The organism is Nisaea sp. (assembly GCF_017640745.1).
Classification (GTDB): domain Bacteria; phylum Pseudomonadota; class Alphaproteobacteria; order Thalassobaculales; family Thalassobaculaceae; genus Nisaea.
On record NZ_JAEPQA010000020.1, the window covers coordinates 70,846 to 88,587 of the forward strand.

Sequence of the window (17,742 nt, forward strand, 5' to 3'; positions counted from 1 at the left end):
TTCTGCCAACCTGCCGGAAAGCGTGACCGTTTATGGCCGCATTCATTCTTCGCCGGCTGGCCCAGTCCATCCTTGTGATGCTCGTGGTCAGCCTCGTTGCTTTCTACATGTTCCAGTTCCTGGGCGATCCGATCAATCAGATGGTCGGGATCGATACGCCGCTCGCGGAACGCGAAGCGCTGCGTGAGCGCCTGGGCCTCAACGACCCGATGATCATCCGTTTCGGCAAGTTCGTCCTGAACGCCGCGCAGCTGGATTTCGGTCTGTCCTACCAGCACAAGCAGCCGGTCGTGGACCTGCTGATGGAGCGCATGCCGGCGACGATCGAGCTCAGCTTCGTCTCCGCGATCATCGCCTTCTTTCTCGCGCTGCCGGCCGGGGTCTATACCGGGCTCTACCGCAACCGCTGGAGCAGCAAGGCCCTGCTGACGCTCTCACTGGTCGGGATCTCGATACCGACCTTCCTGATCGGTATCCTCTTCATCTACCTTTTTGCCGTGATCCTCGGCTGGCTGCCCTCGTTCGGGCGCGGTGAGGTGATCACGCTGCCGGGCGGCTGGACCACCGGCCTGCTGACCGTCAGCGGGCTGAAGGCGATCATCCTGCCGGCAACCACGCTCGGCCTCTTCACCCTGACGCTGATCATGCGATTGATCCGGGCGGAGATGCTGGAGGTGCTGCGGACGGACTACATCAAGTTCGCGCGCGCCCGGGGTCTCACCAACCGCGCCGTCAATTTCGGCCACGCGCTGAAGAACACGCTGGTTCCGGTCATCACCGTGACCGGTCTCTTGCTCGGCAACCTGATCGCCTTCGCGATCATCACCGAGAGCGTCTTCCAGTGGCCGGGCATGGGACGGCTGTTCCTGCAGGCGATCCAGGAGGTCGATCTGCCGGTGATGTCCGCCTACCTCGTGATGATTTCGTTCCTCTTCGTCGTGATCAACCTGATCGTGGACATTCTCTATTACGTCGTCGATCCGCGCCTGCGGGTCGAAAAGTCCGGCGGCGGGCACTGAGGACAGGACAATGACCGATACAACAAGTCCCAAAGCTGCAACCCGTCCCAGCCTCCTCTACCGGATCTGGGACCATGAACTCTGCTACAGCTTCCGCAAATCCCACCTGACGGTCGGCGCGGCGGTCGTCACGCTGATCCTGATCCTGGCCGCGGTCTTCGCCAACATCATCGCGCCGCACAACCCGTTCGACACCGCCTCCATCGACCTGATGGATTCCGAACTGCCTCCGGCCTGGACCGTGGACGGCGATCAGCGCTTTCTGCTCGGCACCGACAATCTCGGGCGAGACATCTATTCGACGATCCTCTACGGCATGCGGATCTCCCTGCTGGTCGGCTTTGCCAGCGTGATCCTGTCCGCCGTGATCGGCATCGCCGCCGGACTGATCGCCGGCTATGTCGGTGGCAAGGTCGATGCGGTGATCATGCGGATCGCCGATATCCAACTCTCGTTTCCGACGATCCTGATCGCGCTTCTGATCGACGGGATTTCGCGCGGCATCCTCGACCGCGAACTGCACGATGCGATGATCATCCCGGTGCTCGTTCTGTCGATCGGGATCTCGAACTGGGTCCAGTATGCCCGTACCGTGCGTGGCTCGACCCTGGTCGAGCGAAACAAGGAATATGTCCAGGCGGCCCGCGTCATCGGTCTGCACCCGATCCTGATCATGATCCGCCATGTGCTGCCGAACGTGATGGGGCCGGTGCTGGTCATCGCGACGCTCGGTCTGGCCTTCGCGATCCTGACCGAAGCGACGCTGTCCTTCCTTGGCGTCGGCATGCCGCCGACCCAGCCGTCGCTCGGCACCCTGATCCGGATCGGCAATGACTATCTGTTCTCGGGGCTCTGGTGGATCTCGATCTTCCCAGGCGCGACCCTTGCCATCCTCGTTCTTGCGGTCAATCTCCTCGGAGACTGGCTCCGCGACGCCCTCAACCCGAAGCTGCGCTAATGTCGAACCATCTTCTCGAAGTCAGAAACCTCCGGATCGAATTCCCCACGCGAAAGGGGATTCTGACGGCCATCGACGATGTGTCCTTCCATATCGACGAGGGCGAAGTGCTCGGCGTGGTCGGTGAGTCCGGCGCCGGGAAATCTCTCACCGGCGCCGCCATCATCGGCCTGCTGGAGCCGCCGGGCCGTGTCGCCGGCGGGGAAATCCTGCTCGAGGGGCGGCGCATCGACAACCTGCCCTACGAGGAGATGCGCCGGATCCGCGGCCGCCAGATCGGCGCGATCTTCCAGGATCCGCTGACCAGCCTCAATCCGCTTTACACGGTCGGCCGTCAGCTGACCGAAACGATCATGACCCACACGGACATGACCCCGACCAAGGCGCGGGAACGGGCGATCGAGATGCTGACCCAGGTCGGCATTCCGGCGCCGGAGCGGCGCGTGGACCAGTATCCGCACCAGTTCTCCGGCGGCATGCGCCAGCGTGTCGTCATCGCGCTCGCGCTCTGCGTCAATCCGCGTCTTGTCGTGGCGGACGAGCCGACCACCGCGCTCGACGTCTCGATCCAGGCACAGATCATCGCGCTTCTGAAGAAGCTGTGCCGCGAGCACGGCACCGCGGTGATGCTGGTGACACACGATATGGGCGTCATTGCCGAGACCGCGGACCGGGTGGCCGTCATGTATGCCGGCCGCATCGCCGAGATCGGCCCAGTGAAGCAGGTCGTGAAGCAGGCCAAGCATCCCTACACGGAAGGTCTGATGGGGTCGATCCCGATGATCGGCCACACCGACGAGAAGCTGCGCCAGATCGAGGGTTCGATGCCGCGCCTGACCAATATCCCGACCGGCTGTGCCTTCAATCCGCGCTGTCCGAAGGCTTTCGACCGCTGCTTCAGGGAGCGGCCGGACACGATCCCGGTGGACGGTACCGAAGTTGCCTGCTGGCTCTTTGACAAGGAGACGGCCAATGTCTGATCAAGCCGTCGCGACGCATGAGACCATGGATCACGAGCACCTGAAGAAAGGTGCGCCGATCCTCGCGGTCAAGAAACTGAAGCGCTATTTCGACGTCTCCGCGCCCTGGCTGAACCGGGTGCTGGAAGGCCAGCCGAAGCAGATCCTGAAAGCGGTCGACGGTATCGATTTCGAGATCAAGGCGGGCGAGACCTTCAGCCTCGTCGGCGAGTCCGGCTGCGGCAAGTCCACGGTCGCCAAGCTGATCGTCGGCCTGCACGGGCCGAGCAGCGGCTCCATCGAGTTCGAGGGCAGGGACATTGCCGGCCTCTCGCGCACCGAGATGGCGCCGATCCGCCGCCGCCTGCAGATGATCTTCCAGGACCCCTATGCCAGCCTCAATCCGCGCTGGAAGGTCCGCGACATCATCGCCGAGCCGATCCGGGCCTTCGGTCTCGCGAAGAATGAGGACGCGGTCTCCGACCGGGTGGGTGAGCTGTTGACCCAGGTCGGCCTTTCGCCGGTCGACGGGGAGAAGTACCCGCATGAGTTCTCCGGCGGCCAGCGCCAGCGTATCTCCATCGCTCGCGCGCTCGCGAGCGAGCCGGACTTCCTGGTCTGCGACGAGCCGACCTCGGCGCTCGACGTCTCGGTGCAGGCGCAGATCCTGAACCTTATGCGCGACCTGCAGAAGGAACTGGGGCTGACCTATCTCTTCATCAGCCACAATCTTGCTGTGGTCTGCCACGTCTCCGACCGGGTCGGCGTGATGTATCTCGGCCGGCTGGCCGAGGTGGCGCCGTCCAAGACCCTGTTCAGCCGCCCGCGCCATCCCTATACGCGGATGCTGCTGGACACGATCCCGGATCTGGAGATGACCGGCCGCGAACGCATGCCGGTGGGCGGCGAGGTGCCGAACCCGATCACGCCGCCCCCCGGCTGCGCCTTCCATCCGCGCTGCCCGTTCGCGAACGAGCGCTGCAAGACCGAGCGTCCGGAACCGAAGGCGATCGGCGATGGTGCAATCGTCGCCTGTCACGGCGTCGAGGAAAGGCGCGTCCCGGACGATCCGATCATGGGCAAGGTCGCGGTGCCGGAAGGGCTTGGCGCCTGATCGCAAATACACATCGTCATCCCTGCGAAAGCAGGGACCTCGAGGCCATAGGGTCTGGCTCATGGCTCACGAAGGTCCCGGCTCGTCGGCCGGGATGACGAATGAGGACGGGGTAACCGGCTACTTGGCGTAGCCGATCCCTTTCAGAGCCGTCGCGATTTCCGGAAGGATCGACGGATCGTCGATCGTGGCCGGCATCGGATAGCTCTCGCCGTCGGCGATCTTCTGCATGGTCCCGCGGAGGATCTTGCCGGAGCGGGTCTTCGGCAGCCGCTGCACGACGGTGGCCTGCTTGAAGGCGGCGACCGGGCCGATCCTGTCGCGGACCATCTGCACCAGCTCCTTCAGGATCTGCTCCTCCGGCGTGTTGACGCCGTCCTTCAGCACCACGAAGCCGAGCGGGACCTGGCCCTTCAGCTGGTCGGCGACGCCGATGACGGCGCATTCCGCGACCGCCGGGTGGTTCGCCAGAACCTCCTCCATGCCGCCGGTCGAGAGCCGGTGTCCGGCGACGTTGATGATGTCGTCGGTCCGGCTCATCACATAGAGATAGCCGTCCTCGTCCATGTATCCGGCATCCCCGGTCTTGTAGTAGCCGGGATAGTCCGCGAGGTAGCTCTCGACATAGCGGTCGTCATTCTGCCACAGCGTCGGCAGGGCGCCCGGCGGCAGGGGCAGCTTGATGGAGATCGCGCCGACATCGCCGCGCTTCACTTCCTTGCAGGCCTCGTCGAGGATCTGCACGTCCCAGCCCGGGACCGCGCGGGTCGGAGAGCCCGCCTTGACGGGAAGCTGCTCGATGCCGAGGCAGTTCGAGGCGATCGGCCAGCCGGTCTCGGTCTGCCACCAGTGATCGACCACCGGCACCTTCAGCTTCTCCTCGCACCAGTGCAGCGTATCCGGATCGCAGCGCTCGCCGGCGAGGAACTGGGCCTTGTAGTGGCCGAGGTCGTAATTCGCGAGCAGCTTGCCGTCCGGATCCTCCTTCTTGATTGCGCGGATCGCGGTCGGCGCGGTGAACATGGTGGAGACCTTGTGCTCCGAGATCACCCGCCAGAAGGCGCCCGCGTCCGGCGTTCCGACCGGCTTGCCCTCGTAGAGCATGGTCGTACAGCCGTGGAACAGTGGGGCGTAGACGATGTAGGAATGGCCGACCACCCAGCCGACGTCGGAAGCGGCCCAGAAGACCTCGCCCGGATCGACGCCATAGATGTTCTTCATCGACCATTTGAGGGCGACGATATGTCCGCCGGTGGCGCGCACCACGCCTTTCGGCACGCCGGTGGTGCCAGAGGTGTAGAGGATATAGGCGGGGTCGGTCGCCTTGACCTCGGCGCAGGCGGCAGGCGTGGAACCTTCATGCGCCGCGTTCCACTCGACGTCGCGGCCCTCGGTCAACGTCGCCTCGGCCATCGGGCGCTGGTAGACGATGCAATGGTCCGGCTTGTGCTTCGCCATCTCGATGGCGCCGTCAAGCAGCGGCATATAGGCGACGGTCCGGCCTGGCTCGATGCCGCAGGAGGCGGTGACGATGAGCTTCGGCTTGCAGTCGTCGATGCGTTTGGCGAGCTCGTTCGAGGCGAAGCCGCCGAAGACGACGGAATGCACGGCGCCGATCCTGGTCGTCGCCAGCATGGCAATTGCGGCCTCGGGGATCATCGGCATGTAGATGATCACGCGGTCGCCGTAGCCGACGCCGTATTTCTCCAGAACGCCTGCAAAGGCCGCGACCTTGTCCGTCAATTCGCTGTAGGTGAAGCTCTGCTTGGTCTTGGTGACCGGGCTGTCGTAGATCAGCGCGGCCTGCGCGCCGCGGCCTTCTTCGACATGGCGGTCGAGCGCGTTGTAGCAGGTGTTGGTCATCCCGCCTTCGAACCAGCGGTAGAAGGGGGGGCTGCTCGCATCCAGGACCTTGTCCCAGCGCTTGAACCAGAAAATGTCGTCGGCCGCCTCGCCCCAGAAACCTTCCGGATCCTCCAGCGAGCGCCGATAGACCTCATCGAACTGGCCCATGCCGCGGACCTCCCCTCTAGTCTTGTTTTTTCAGCTTGCTTGCGCCCCATGGTCGGTGCCGACCGGGTGCAAATCAAGTCCCAGATTGCCGCATCCGCACGCGCTTGGAGATGATGTGGATCAACCGAACAGTTTACCCATGATGCCCGTCTGCGCCTTTCCGTTGCCGGTCTCGTCGGCGACGGCTTCCCGGGCTGCCTGCTGGACATGGGCCTTCTGCAGCGCGGCGCGGTCGTGGCGGATATAGTCCTCGACGGCCCGGCCCTGGAAGCGGAACAGACCCAGTTCCTCCAGCGGAGCGATGGCTTTCTCGTCGATGCAGTTGAAGACGATGCAGTTTTCCGGACCCAGCTTCGCCAACGCGTCCGCGAAGGCTTTCCAGTCCGCGGTGTTTTCCGGTTTCAGGTGCTGGTCCCACATGAACTTCACGAAGGCAAAGCGCTCCGGCTCGACCTCCAGCTTGGAGAGCGACGTCCATCGCACGCCGTCGAGCGCGATCGGGAAGTGCTCCCGCTCCAGGATATCGACCATGGCGTCGAATTCGCCGCGTTCGTGCAACGCCTCGACATAAGGCACCTCAAGGATCACGCGCTTGCGGCTGTTCATCGGAATGGCATCAAACGCCGCGTCCAGTTCGCCCTCGTTCACGACCGTGCTGTTCACGTTGACGGTGTAGGTCTTGCCCGTCTTCAAGCGGTCGTCGACGAAATGGTCGAGCATGCGGACGTCGATGACCTCGATGATTTTCTCGAACAGCCAGGGATTGGCCCGGATGTCCTGACCGAACATGTCGTCCAGGACGTCGATCGAAACCGTGAGAGCGCCCGCCATCCGGACCGGTTCGTGCGGTTTCGAAAGGTCCCAAATCGTCTGCTCGCGCACGAGATTCGATATGTCCGCACTGCGGAGCGATTCGAACAGACTGAAGAATCCGGCCAGATCGTCTTCCTCATCACCCGCCGGCGGATTGTCCGGTTGCTCCTCGATCAGACGCTTGCACAGCTTTGCGAGTTTGGCGGCATCGGCGGAAAGCCGGAACTGCTGCCGTCGCGCCTCGCCCCGCCCGCTACGCTTCAGGAATTCGCCGAGCCGGTCTATTGCTGCGACGGTCTTAGCCGCCGTCTTGCTCGGGGTGACAAGGGCGACCAGGTGATGCGGCAGGCGGTAGAGATCGCCGGGGGCGACATTGATACGGGCGATCAGCGTGCGGAAGAAGATCGGATCGCCGATATGCGGAATGGAGGAGAGATCTATGACGATGGCTGTCAGATCCTCGCCGCCGCTCCCCGCCTTTTCGGCGATCGCCAGAAGTTTCGCTTCGTCGGTCCGCATCGGATTTCCGCAATTGGCACGCTACGGCGGAGTCTGCCCGATCAACGCCTTGTCTGGCAATCATATCGGCGCCCGGATACGCGCATGTCATTCGACGAGCGTGAAGTCCGCTCTCAAATTGAGGTCCTTGCCGGAAAGATTGTCGCTCAAGGTGACGCGCAGAAGGTAATCCCCGGCCGGAGCGTCGTCCGGCAGGCGGAACTGGTGCAGGTCGCGGGCCGAAAGGATGCTGAAGCGCACCGGTGCTGGTCCGACGATCGCTGTCCGGTTCTCGTAGAGCTGCTGTTCGTGACCGTCGGGCAGGCGGAGGATCGAGGAAAAGGTCACGTTGGCCTGGTAACTCTCGGAGACCTCCATGCCGTTGAAGGCGATATGCACGAAGATGTCCTCCTGCCGCGAGAACCTGCGCTTCTTGACGATCCGGATGCCGCTGCTGGGCGGCTTTTTAAGTTCCTCAATGATCGAGGCGTCGGTCAGCGCGACCATCGCTGAAAAGAGTCCCTCCCGTGTTCCGAGATTGAGCGACTCCAGGCTCGCTTCGAAGCGGGAGACGATGGCCCGCAGCCGCCCGGCGACATAAGGCGCCGCCGTCGCGGCCCGTTCCCGCATCAGGCGCTCGACCAGAGAATGCTGCTGCATATTGCTCCATGCCGCCCATTCGATGACTTTCTGGAAGGCGATATCCAGCCGCGGATTGCCCGTCGGGCCGTTCTGGTCCTCATAGACCTTGAGGATCGCATCGAGGAATTTCGGATCGCCGGTGGCGAACAGGGCGCCCCAGAGCATGTCCAGCTGCTTTGGATGCCCGACCTTTGCGGCCGCGATGTGAGGTGGTCTCTTGTCAGGAGGCAGGTTGTTGATGATCGCCTGGTAGGCGGGCGGGGCGTAGACGTCGAGGAACTCCATCATGAGAGCGGCGAGGATGACGCTCTTCAGGCTGTGGCTGTAGGACGGACCGATCTCCTTTGCGAGGGCTTCCGGTTCGGCGGAAAAGGCCTTACTGAGAAACCCGAGCACCGGGTACTGGGCGTTCTCCCAGTCCGTCTCAAGGATCCGCGAGCTCTCGATGTCTTCCAGCACTGCCGAGATCGAAGGCCGTTCCGGATAGGCATAATAATAGGTCAGCAGGTTGAGCAGATTTGCCTGCGCGACATTCTTCGGAGCGAAGAGCTGGTAGGTCTGGGCGCCCGCCGGGAAGGCGGTGGCGGCCAGAATCAGGAGCGTGCCGACCAAATGCAGGAAACGCTGGTGCATTTTTCGCATGCGTCGATGCTTGCGCCTGGTGCCTATGGTTGCAGTTCAGTAAATCATCGCAGAAACGCTATGCCAATCGGGAAGGCGGGCCTAGAGCAGCGCCCGCCCGGCGGCGACGGCCGCGGTGCCAAGCACAACGGCGACCAGGGAGTTGGCACCGATTGCCGAGAGCGCCAGGGTGACGAGCAGTCCGGCCCGTTCCATCCAGCCGATGTTCCAGACCGTTGGGGCGAGGATCGCGACCAGGACCGCTCCCGGGATGGCGCTGAGCCAGCGCGAGACGAAACCGCCTTCCGGGATCCAGCGCATCATCAGGAAGCCGCCGAGGCGGGTGAAGTAGGTGACGGCGCCCATCAGAAGGATGGCGATCAGCGCGGTGGTGTCGAAGCTCATGTCGAGCGCGAGGAAATCAGCGGTCACGGAGCAGCCCCCCGACCAGAGAGCCGGCGATCCCGCCGACAATGACATGCGCGTTTCCGGGAATGAAGGCGTCGGCGAGGATCGCCCCGGCGGCCGCCGTCGCCCAGGGCAGCAGCTGTTTCCGGCCGGTCCAGATCGGCTTGATCATGATGACGAAGAAGGCCGGCACGAGAACATCGAAGGCGAGCGCCTTCGGATCGAGTGCCGCGCCGCCGACCGCGTGGCCGATCGCCGTCCCGGTGACCCAGGTTGCCCAGAGCAGCATGCCGGAGCCCATCAGCAGCGCCGCGTCGGTCTCGCCCTTGCGCCGCTCGGCGATCGCCATCGCCCAGTTGATGTCGGTCAGGAAGAAGAAGCTCGCCCAGACCGTCCGGCGCTTCAGCGGTCGGAACCATTCCCGCATGGAAGCGCCCATCAGCAGCATGCGGGAGTTCACGCCAAGGGTCGTCAGCGCGATGACGAGCAGCGGCAGGGGGGATTGCCAGAGATCGATGATCGCGACCTGCGAGGCACCGGCGAAAACGACGCCGCTCATGACAACGGCCTCCAGCCAGCTCATGCCGACGTCGCGCGCGACCACGCCGACCGCGATGGCGAAGAAGAACCCGCTGATGGCAACATGCCAGATCAGGCTCATGCCGCGGCGCAGCCCGGCGGTGGTGAAAGTCGTTTCCATGTGCATCCCGTCTCTCGAAGGGAAGGGATGCGCGCTCGGCGCCCTCTGCGTCAAACGAGAATTTGTTGCGATGCAATTAGAAGCGCTAAAGCCGCCCGGATCAGCCGGCGAGTTTCTGCATCACCAGGGTCGGTGCGTCATGGCGAACCGCCCGTTCGGCACGCGGGGTGCGGCCGAAACATTCCCGGTAGCATTTGGAGAAATGGCTCGCCGAAACGAAGCCGCAGGCAAGCGCTACCGAGAGGATCGACATGCTGGTCTGGGCCAGCAGCTGGCGCGCGCGCTGGAGGCGCAGATTGAGGTAATAGCGCGTCGGCGTGCTCGAGAGATACTTGCGGAACAGCCGCTCGAGCTGGCGTGTCGAGAGCCCGGCCTTGTCTGCGAGCGCGGTCTGGCTCAGCGGTTCCTCGAGATTGGCTTCCATCTCCGCGATCACCGCGATCAGCTTCGGATGGCTGACGCCGAGACGGGCGCGCAGTTCCATGCGCTGGTGGTCGTGCGGCTCGCGGATACGGTCGTGGATGAACTGCTCGGAGACCTCGTTCGCCAGCTTGAAGCCGTGCTGTCGCGCGATCAGGTGCAGCATCATGTCGAGTGCCGCGGTGCCGCCGGAACAGGTGAAGCGGTCGCGGTCGATCTCGAACAGATCCGAGGTGACGTCGATCTCGGGAAACTCCTCCGAGAAGCCTCCGAGATTTTCCCAGTGGATCGTGCAGCGCCGGTCTTCGAGCAATCCCGCGCGGGCCAGCACATGTGCGCCGGTGCAGACCGAGCCGATGGCCGCCCCCTGGCGCGACAGCCGCCGCAGAGCACCGAAAACCCTGTCGTTTTTGTAGTGATGCGCGTCTATCCCGGACGCGACGATGATGACGTCCGAATCCTTCAGGTCGAAGATCGACCCGACCGTCATCACCTCGACGCCGTTGCTCGCCGGGACGGGCTTGCCGTCCTCGCTGAAGACGCGCCAGTGATAGAGTGTTTTTCCTGACATGCGGTTCGCGGAGCGCAACGGCTCGATCGCGGCCGTGAACGGGAGCAGCGAGAAGTTCGGCGTCAGAAAGAAATCAACGGTCAGCGGAACATCGTTAGGGTCGTCGAACATTCTTGCTCATACTCTCCGCCGAGCGGGCTTTTCCGTATCCCGTTCCGGCCTGGCGCGTGTCGGGAAAAGGATAAAGCCAACTGGGGGCTGATGAGCAAATAAAATCCGGTGGGCAAACGTGTTTTCGTGATGCCCAATTTCTTCTGATGACGCGTTTGGAACACAAGGTCGGGAATAGGCGAATTCCAATATGACGCCAGCTTCACAAAGTCCGGATATCGCTCGGACCTACAAGGAATTGGGACGCAGGCTGTCGCTACATGGCCTGCTTCTCCGTGGCGGGTTTCATCCCGACGCCGGTGAGCTCGCTTTAGAATCGGGCAAACCTGTCGCGACCCTGCTGCTCGTCGGCCATGTCGGTTCCGGAATATGGCCGGCTTTCCAGGCCGCACGGCCGGAGGGGCCGGATCCGCTGGATCACTGGAGTAGGGAGATACTCGACGAGGTTGGAACCGCGTTTGGAGCGCGCCCTGCCATGCCTTCGGACGGACCGCCGTACTGGCCGTTCCAGCAATGGGCGATGCGCGCCGAACCGGTCTTTCCGTCTCCGCTCGGGATCCTGATCCATCCGGTCTACGGCCTTTGGCACGGCTATCGGGGGGCTTTGCTGTTCGAGGAGAAACTGGAACTGCCGGCGGTTCCTGTCTTGCCCGCCGCGCCTGCCCTGTCGGCTCGGAATACGTCTATGGCCAGGCCCATGCGCGGTTTCACATGGCGGCGTTTCTCGACGGCTAGGGGCCGGAAAAGAAAAACGGCCGGTCAAAGGACCGGCCGTCTGCTTTTCCGTGCGCGCCCGGTCAGGGCACTTCGGAGATCGATTCCAGCTGAGATTCCGGCGGAGCGGCCGTGCCGCCCGCTTTCGTGACCGCCTGGTCGAGATCCATCTGCGAGCAGAGCCCGAGCAGCACCGGGTGCCGCGCGGTGATGTTCTGGGAGTTCCAGTGCGTGCGGTCACGGACCTTGTTGATCGTGTCCTTGGTGGTGCCGACCAGCTTGGCGATCTGCGCATCCTTCAGTTCCGGATGGTGCTTCACCAGCCAGGCGATGGCATCGGGCTTGTCGCCACGCTTGGAGACCGGAACGTATTTCGGTCCCTTCGAGCGCGCCTGCGGCTTCGGCAGCGTGCTGACCTGCATCTTCATCCGGTAGTACGGATCTGCCTGCGCCTTGTCGATTTCCTCGCGGGCGACCTGACCGTTCTGGACCGGGTCGATGCCCTGGATCCCGTAGCTCACCTCGCCGTCGGCGATGGCCTGGACTTCCAGAGCGTGGAGGCCGCAGAAGTCGGCAATCTGTTCGAAGCTCAGCGCCGTATTGTCGATCAGCCAGACGGCGGTGGCCTTCGGCATCAGCGGTTGCGCCATGGTTTCTCCTTTGACGGACTGCGTTGCTTACGTCCAGCAAGCCGATCCGTTCGTTCTTGAGTGTTCGAATTGTTCCGAAGGCTGGATATATAGACCAAGATACGAGAGGGTCCAACGATTAGTCGATGAGTCGGGCGCGGGAATCGCGTCATGTCACGGGCGGAGCCTGTAACGGACGGAAAGACGGGAGGCATGAGGATGGAATTCGAAGATCTGGAACCGAAGAACAAACTGCGCAAGCCGACCGATCTCTCGAACTGGAACATCGAGGACCTCGAGGCCTATATCGAAAACATGAGGCAGGAAATCGCCCGTGCGGAGGCAATGATCTCCGAGAAACGCTCGATCTCCTCGGCGGCGGAGTCGCTGTTCAAGAAGTAATCGCCCTTCACCGGTTCTTGCGGCAGGGCGGCAATCCCTATATCGCAGGAGCGAAGAGAGCACGCATGCAACGGGGATATTTCCATGAAGGGTAAAACCGCACTCGTTACCGGTTCGACCAGCGGGATCGGCGCGGCCATGGCCGCCGCCTTCGCGGCCGAAGGCGCGAACATCGTCATCAACGGTCTCGGCGACGCGGCAGAGATCGAGAAGGGCCGCGATGCCCTGGAGAAGAAGTACGGCGTTTCCGTGATGTATCACGGCGCGGACATGACCAGGCCGGACGAGATCGAGGATATGGTCCGCAGCGCCGAGAAGCGTTTCGGATCGGTCGACGTGCTGGTGAACAATGCCGGTATCCAGCATACCGATCCGATCGAGGCCTTCCCGGTCGACCGCTGGAACGCCGTCATCGCGATCAATCTCTCCGCGGCGTTCCACGCGATGCGCGCGGCCCTTCCGGGCATGCAGAATCGCGGCTGGGGCCGGATCATCAATATCGCCTCCGCGCACGGTCTCGTCGCCTCGGTCAACAAGTCCGCCTATGTCGCGGCCAAGCACGGCATCGTCGGCCTGACCAAGGTCGCGGCGCTGGAGAACGCCCAGTCCGGCATCACCTGCAACGCGATCTGCCCCGGCTGGGTGAAGACGCCGCTCGTGGTCGCACAGATCGAGGCACGGGCGGAGAAGAACGGCACCAGCATCGAGCAGGAAACCCAGGCGCTGCTGCTCGAGAAGCAACCCTCCGGGCAGTTCACCACAGTCGAGCAGCTCGCGGGTGCCGCCGTGTTCCTCTGCAGCGACGCGGCCAGCAACATGACCGGCACGACCATGACCCTCGACGGCGGCTGGACGGCGCAATAAGCGCCCAGATGAAAAGCCGGGCGGTCATCGTAACAGGCTCCACCAGCGGGATCGGTGCGGCTCTGGCGGCGGCGTTCGCCGAGGCCGGCGCGAACGTGGTGCTGAACGGCTTCGGTGATGCTGCGCAGATCGACAGGGTTAGACGCGACCTTGCGCAGCGTCACGGCGTCGATGTGCTGTATCACGGCGCCGACATGACACGGCCGGAGGAGATCTCGGATCTGATCTCCATGACCGAGCGCCGGTTCGGCGCCGTCGACGTGCTGGTGAACAATGCCGGGATCCAGCACACCGACCGGATCGAGCACTTTCCGCCGGAAAAATGGGATGCGCTGATCGCAATCAATCTCTTCGCGGTCTTTCACGGGACCGCGGCCGTGCTGCCGGGCATGCGCCGCCGCGGCCGGGGGCGGATCGTCAATATCGCGTCCAATCACGGTTTCAGCGGTGGCGTGAACAAATGCGCTTATGTCGCCGCGAAACACGCGGTGCTGGGCCTGACAAAAGTGACCGCGCTGGAGACGGCCGGCTCCGGCATCACCTGCAATGCGATCTGTCCCGGCTGGGTGAAAACGCCGCTGGTTGACCGGCAGATCGAAGCGCGGGCCGCCCGGGACGGGCTGGATATCGGGGAGGCGACGTGGCGCCTGCTGATCGAGCAGCAGCCGTCCGGCCGTTTCACCACGTTCGATCAGCTTGCCGGCGCAGCGCTTTTCCTTTGCAGCGAAACGGCGGCAAACATGACTGGCGCATCGATTACCCAGGACGGCGGCTGGACCGCGCTCTAGGGACCAAAAACAAACACCCGCCGAGTTTTTCGGCGGGTGATTTCAGCTCTCGGGTTTGAAAGCGTTTAGCAGGCAGACAGACCGCTCAGGAATTGAGATTGGCCATCTCGTCCTTGATCGCGAGCTTCATGCGTTTGATTTCCGCGATCGCCGCGCTGTCTGGCATGGGTCTGGTGCGTTCCGTCTCCAGGTTGCGTTCCAGGGTCTCGTGTCGTCTCTTCAGCGACTCGATACGCTGTGCTTCGGCCATGCCTAATGCCCTCCTTTCGGATATGCGTGAGAGATCAACTCCAACGATTTAAAGAATAGGTATCTTTTGGGGGTTGCGCAATGATCCCACCTCGGGCAAATTGCGCGGTTTTTTGGTTAATCAACGCAACTCACTGGATTCACGAAGCAATTTTCTGTCATGAGAACTTCACAAAAAAAGCGGCTGATCGTCGGCATCAGCGGGGCCTCGGGAATCGTCTATGGCGTCCGGTTGCTGGAGCTTCTGCGGGCGCTCCCCGAAGAGCAAAGGGTCGAGACCCATCTGATCATGAGCCGGGCTGCGGAAGTCACGCTCGCGCACGAAACGGATTTCAAGGTCCGGGAGGTCGAGAAGCTCGCCGATGTGGTCCATGCCAACAAGGATATCGGCGCGTCCGTTGCCTCCGGATCCTTCCGCACGCTCGGGATGATCATCGCACCCTGCTCGATGAAGAGCCTCGCGGAGATTGCGACGGGCGTGACGGACACCCTGCTGTCGCGCGCGGCGGACGTGGTGCTGAAGGAACGGCGCCGGCTGGTCTGCATGGTGCGCGAGACCCCGCTTCATTCGGGGCATCTGCGCAACATGCTCGCGCTCTCGGACATGGGGGCGGTGATCGCGCCGCCGGTGCCGGCCTTCTATGCCAAGCCGGAAAGCATTGCCGACATGGTGGATCACTCGCTTGGACGGGTGCTCGACCTTTTCGATCTCGACAGCGGGACGGTGCATCGCTGGCGGGAGAGGGACGAGTCGTGAGCGGTGGCGCCGGGTTCTCCGTCCGTCTTCTGGGCGAAGAGGACGCGGCCGACTTTCTCGCGCTCAGGAAAAATGCGCTCGAGACCTTTCCGGCGGCATTCAGTGCTGCTCCGGAGGACGATTTCCTGCAATCCGAGCCAGATGTCCGTGCTCTTTTCAGGCGCCGGGAGGACGGCGTGGTGTTCGGCGGGTTTGCCGATCGTCTGAAGGGGGGCGTCGGTCTGTTCCGCGACAAGAAGCTGAAGACCCGGCACAAGGTGCATGTCTGGACCATGTTCGTGGAGCGTGACGCGCGCGGGTCCGGCATGGGGCGGGCGCTGCTCGAGGCTGCGATCGGTCACGCCGGCGGAATGGACGGTGTTACCGACATACATCTTGGTGTTTCGGATCTGGCACCCGCGGCACGCGCACTCTATGAAAGCGTCGGATTCGTCACCTGGGGAGTGGAGCCGAGAGCCCTTAAGATTCAAGGCCCTACGGTTTCTATCCGGCAGATGGTGCTGCCCGTGCAGCGCACCGGACAGGGCTGACGGCCAGCTTCAATTGAACGGTTCATTGTAACATTTCGGTCGCCTTGCTGACTCCGACTTGACATTTCCTGTGGGGGCATTACCGTCTGCAGCGGGCAAGTTGAACAGGGTGCTCAAAGTCTAAAAAGAATAAAAAGAAGGGCCGCGCTTCGGCGCGGTCCTTTGATTCTGGACCGGCGGTTTCGGGGGATGGTGGGACACTCCCGGAGCCGCAAGAGCACCCTCCGAAGCCTTTCTCTCTTGCGTCTCTCCTTGCGTCTGATAAGGCATCCGTCGAAGATCGCGCCCGAACGCGACCGGCGCCCATCAGGGAGGGACAGCGCATGGCTTCCGACGGCAATCTTTTCGGCTTCGACACGCTCGCACTGCATGCGGGACAGCAACCGGACAGCGATACCGGCGCCCGGGCGGTGCCAATCTACCAGACCACGTCCTATGTCTTCCGCGACGTCGAGCATGCGGCATCGCTCTTCAACCTCGAACGGGCCGGGCACATCTATTCGCGGATCTCCAACCCGACCGTCGCGGTGCTTGAAGAGCGGATGGCGGCGCTGGAGGGCGGAGTCGGTGCGGTGGCGACCGCCAGCGGCCACGCGGCCCTGCATTTGGCGATCGCGACCCTGATGGGGGCGGGCTCGCACATCGTCGCCTCCAGCGCGCTCTACGGTGGCAGTCACAACCTCTTCAGCCACACGCTGCCGCGCTTCGGCATCGAGACCACCAAGGTCCATCCGCGCGATATCGAGGGCTTCCGCAAGGCGATCCGTCCGGAAACCCGCTTGGTCTTCGCCGAGACCATCGGAAACCCCGGCCTTGAGGTGCTGGACATCGAGGCGCTCGCCGCCGTCGCGCATGAGGCCGGTGTTCCGCTGATGATCGATTCCACCTTCACCACGCCCTATCTCTGCCGGCCTTTCGATCACGGCGCCGACCTGATCATGCATTCGGCGACCAAATGGCTTGGCGGACATGGCGTTGCGATCGGCGGCGTGCTGGTCGACGGCGGGCGTTTCGACTGGGAGGCCTCCGGCAAGTTCCCGACCCTGACGGAGCCCTATGCCGGCTATCACGGCCTCGATTTCGCCGAGGAGTTCGGACCGCAGGCCTTCTGCATGCGGGCGCGGGCGGAGGGCCTGCGCGATTTCGGCGCCTGTCTCTCGCCGCAGAACGCCTTCCACCTGATGCAGGGGATCGAGACCCTGCCGCTGCGCATGGACCGGCATGTCGCCAATGCGCGCAAGGTCGCTGCCTTCCTCGAAAGCTCCGAAGCCGTGGAGTGGGTGCTCTATCCGGAACTCGACAGCCACCCGGACCATGAACTTGCGAAGCGCCTTATGCCGAAGGGCGCGGGTTCGATGATCGCCTTCGGCATCAAGGGTGGGCGCGAGGCCGGCAAGACCTTTATCGAGCGGCTCGGAGTCTGGTCCCATCTCGCCAATGTCGGCGACGCCAAGTCGCTGGTCATCCATCCCGCCAGCACCACGCACCAGCAGATGGACGCCGAGATGATGAAGGCGGCGGGGCTTTCCGAGGATCTGGTCCGGCTTTCGGTGGGCCTCGAGGATGTGGACGATCTGATCGCCGACCTGAAACAGGCGCTGCGCGCCGCGACCATGCGCAAGGCAGGATAAGTCATGAAGTTCGAAGTTGCCGGCCGCGAGGCCTTCGCGGCGACCGGTGGCCGTCCTTTCGACGGCGCCAAACCGACCCTACTGATGCTGCACGGGGCGGGGATGGACCATACGGTCTGGTCCCTGCAGTCACGCTATTTCGCGCATCACGGCTTTTCCGTGCTCGCCATCGACCTGCCGGGACACGGGCGGAGTGCGGGCACGGCGCCTGAAACAATCCCGGCTGCTGCCGACTGGTGCGTCGCGGCGCTGGACGCGGCGGGTGCAGGTGACGTGGTGGTCATGGGGCATTCCATGGGGGCGCTCGTCGCCCTCGAGGTCGCGGCCCGCC

19 protein-coding genes are annotated in these 17,742 nt (G+C 63.5%); 11 read left to right on the forward strand and 8 right to left on the reverse strand.

The genetic code is table 11. From position 1 onward, the window contains the following. Window positions 1-32: 32 nt before the first annotated feature. The 4 genes from JJ959_RS14790 to JJ959_RS14805 are packed head-to-tail and all read left to right on the forward strand — an operon-like array spanning window position 33 to window position 4,050. Entirely contained in the window at window positions 33-1,019 is a 987-nt protein-coding gene (locus JJ959_RS14790) for an ABC transporter permease (RefSeq protein WP_292884969.1), read from the forward strand. Between the two features lie 10 nt (window positions 1,020-1,029). Then, on the forward strand, window positions 1,030-1,977 hold the full coding sequence (locus JJ959_RS14795; protein ID WP_292884972.1) for an ABC transporter permease: 948 nt from the start codon (window positions 1,030-1,032) through the stop codon (window positions 1,975-1,977). After that, the gene (locus JJ959_RS14800; protein WP_292884975.1) at window positions 1,977-2,957 is read left to right on the forward strand and encodes an ABC transporter ATP-binding protein; all 981 of its coding nucleotides are present in this window, start codon (window positions 1,977-1,979) and stop codon (window positions 2,955-2,957) included. The genes JJ959_RS14795 and JJ959_RS14800 overlap by 1 nt, the downstream gene beginning before the upstream one ends. Beyond that, window positions 2,950-4,050, forward strand: coding sequence for an oligopeptide/dipeptide ABC transporter ATP-binding protein (locus tag JJ959_RS14805; RefSeq protein ID WP_292884978.1), 1,101 nt, complete (start codon window positions 2,950-2,952; stop codon window positions 4,048-4,050). The genes JJ959_RS14800 and JJ959_RS14805 overlap by 8 nt, the downstream gene beginning before the upstream one ends. Window positions 4,051-4,170: 120 nt before the next feature. Here the strand turns inward: JJ959_RS14805 and JJ959_RS14810 are convergent, their stop codons facing one another. From JJ959_RS14810 to JJ959_RS14840, 7 genes are all read right to left on the reverse strand, one after another. Next, window positions 4,171-6,063, reverse strand: coding sequence for a propionyl-CoA synthetase (locus tag JJ959_RS14810; protein ID WP_292884980.1), 1,893 nt, complete (start codon window positions 6,061-6,063; stop codon window positions 4,171-4,173). A 120-nt stretch (window positions 6,064-6,183) separates the two neighbouring features. Beyond that, window positions 6,184-7,395: a hypothetical protein gene (locus tag JJ959_RS14815; protein ID WP_292884983.1), complete on the reverse strand. Its 1,212-nt coding sequence runs from the start codon at window positions 7,393-7,395 to the stop codon at window positions 6,184-6,186. Window positions 7,396-7,482: 87 nt separating this feature from the next. Continuing rightward, window positions 7,483-8,649, reverse strand: coding sequence for a hypothetical protein (locus JJ959_RS14820; RefSeq protein ID WP_292884986.1), 1,167 nt, complete (start codon window positions 8,647-8,649; stop codon window positions 7,483-7,485). 90 nt (window positions 8,650-8,739) lie between these two features. After that, complete coding sequence (locus tag JJ959_RS14825) at window positions 8,740-9,069, reverse strand: AzlD domain-containing protein (RefSeq protein ID WP_292884988.1); 330 nt, start codon at window positions 9,067-9,069, stop codon at window positions 8,740-8,742. Further along, a complete protein-coding gene (locus JJ959_RS14830) occupies window positions 9,059-9,745 on the reverse strand; it encodes an AzlC family ABC transporter permease (protein WP_292884991.1) in 687 nt (228 codons plus the stop codon). The genes JJ959_RS14825 and JJ959_RS14830 overlap by 11 nt, the downstream gene beginning before the upstream one ends. Window positions 9,746-9,845: 100 nt before the next feature. Next, the gene (locus JJ959_RS14835) at window positions 9,846-10,847 is read right to left on the reverse strand and encodes a GlxA family transcriptional regulator (protein ID WP_292884994.1); all 1,002 of its coding nucleotides are present in this window, start codon (window positions 10,845-10,847) and stop codon (window positions 9,846-9,848) included. Between the two features lie 797 nt (window positions 10,848-11,644). Next, window positions 11,645-12,211 (reverse strand): cell cycle transcriptional regulator TrcR, encoded by a 567-nt coding sequence (locus tag JJ959_RS14840; protein WP_292884996.1) that lies wholly within the window; start codon window positions 12,209-12,211, stop codon window positions 11,645-11,647. A 198-nt stretch (window positions 12,212-12,409) separates the two neighbouring features. Here JJ959_RS14840 and JJ959_RS14845 point away from each other — a divergent pair, with 198 nt between their 5' ends. The 3 genes from JJ959_RS14845 (at window position 12,410) to JJ959_RS14855 (ending at window position 14,244) form a co-directional block, all read left to right on the forward strand. Further along, on the forward strand, window positions 12,410-12,592 hold the full coding sequence (locus JJ959_RS14845) for a DUF1192 domain-containing protein (RefSeq protein WP_292884999.1): 183 nt from the start codon (window positions 12,410-12,412) through the stop codon (window positions 12,590-12,592). Window positions 12,593-12,676: 84 nt separating this feature from the next. After that, a complete protein-coding gene (locus JJ959_RS14850) occupies window positions 12,677-13,456 on the forward strand; it encodes a 3-hydroxybutyrate dehydrogenase (RefSeq protein WP_292885002.1) in 780 nt (259 codons plus the stop codon). Window positions 13,457-13,464: 8 nt separating this feature from the next. Further along, the gene (locus JJ959_RS14855) at window positions 13,465-14,244 is read left to right on the forward strand and encodes a 3-hydroxybutyrate dehydrogenase (protein ID WP_292885005.1); all 780 of its coding nucleotides are present in this window, start codon (window positions 13,465-13,467) and stop codon (window positions 14,242-14,244) included. Between the two features lie 85 nt (window positions 14,245-14,329). Here JJ959_RS14855 and JJ959_RS14860 read toward each other — a convergent pair whose 3' ends face one another. After that, window positions 14,330-14,494 carry a DUF465 domain-containing protein gene (locus JJ959_RS14860; RefSeq protein WP_292885008.1) on the reverse strand — a complete coding sequence of 55 codons (165 nt, stop codon included), beginning with the start codon at window positions 14,492-14,494 and terminating at the stop codon, window positions 14,330-14,332. A 159-nt stretch (window positions 14,495-14,653) separates the two neighbouring features. On the opposite strand from JJ959_RS14860, the gene JJ959_RS14865 reads away from it, so the two are divergent. From JJ959_RS14865 to JJ959_RS14880, 4 genes are all read left to right on the forward strand, one after another. Then, complete coding sequence (locus JJ959_RS14865) at window positions 14,654-15,250, forward strand: UbiX family flavin prenyltransferase (protein ID WP_292885010.1); 597 nt, start codon at window positions 14,654-14,656, stop codon at window positions 15,248-15,250. Further along, window positions 15,247-15,780 (forward strand): GNAT family N-acetyltransferase, encoded by a 534-nt coding sequence (locus JJ959_RS14870; RefSeq protein WP_292885012.1) that lies wholly within the window; start codon window positions 15,247-15,249, stop codon window positions 15,778-15,780. The genes JJ959_RS14865 and JJ959_RS14870 overlap by 4 nt, the downstream gene beginning before the upstream one ends. Before the next feature lie 323 nt (window positions 15,781-16,103). After that, on the forward strand, window positions 16,104-17,411 hold the full coding sequence (locus tag JJ959_RS14875) for an O-acetylhomoserine aminocarboxypropyltransferase (protein ID WP_292885015.1): 1,308 nt from the start codon (window positions 16,104-16,106) through the stop codon (window positions 17,409-17,411). 3 nt (window positions 17,412-17,414) lie between these two features. Further along, window positions 17,415-17,742 (forward strand): alpha/beta hydrolase (locus JJ959_RS14880; protein ID WP_292885018.1); only part of this gene is annotated, 328 nt, incomplete at its 3' end.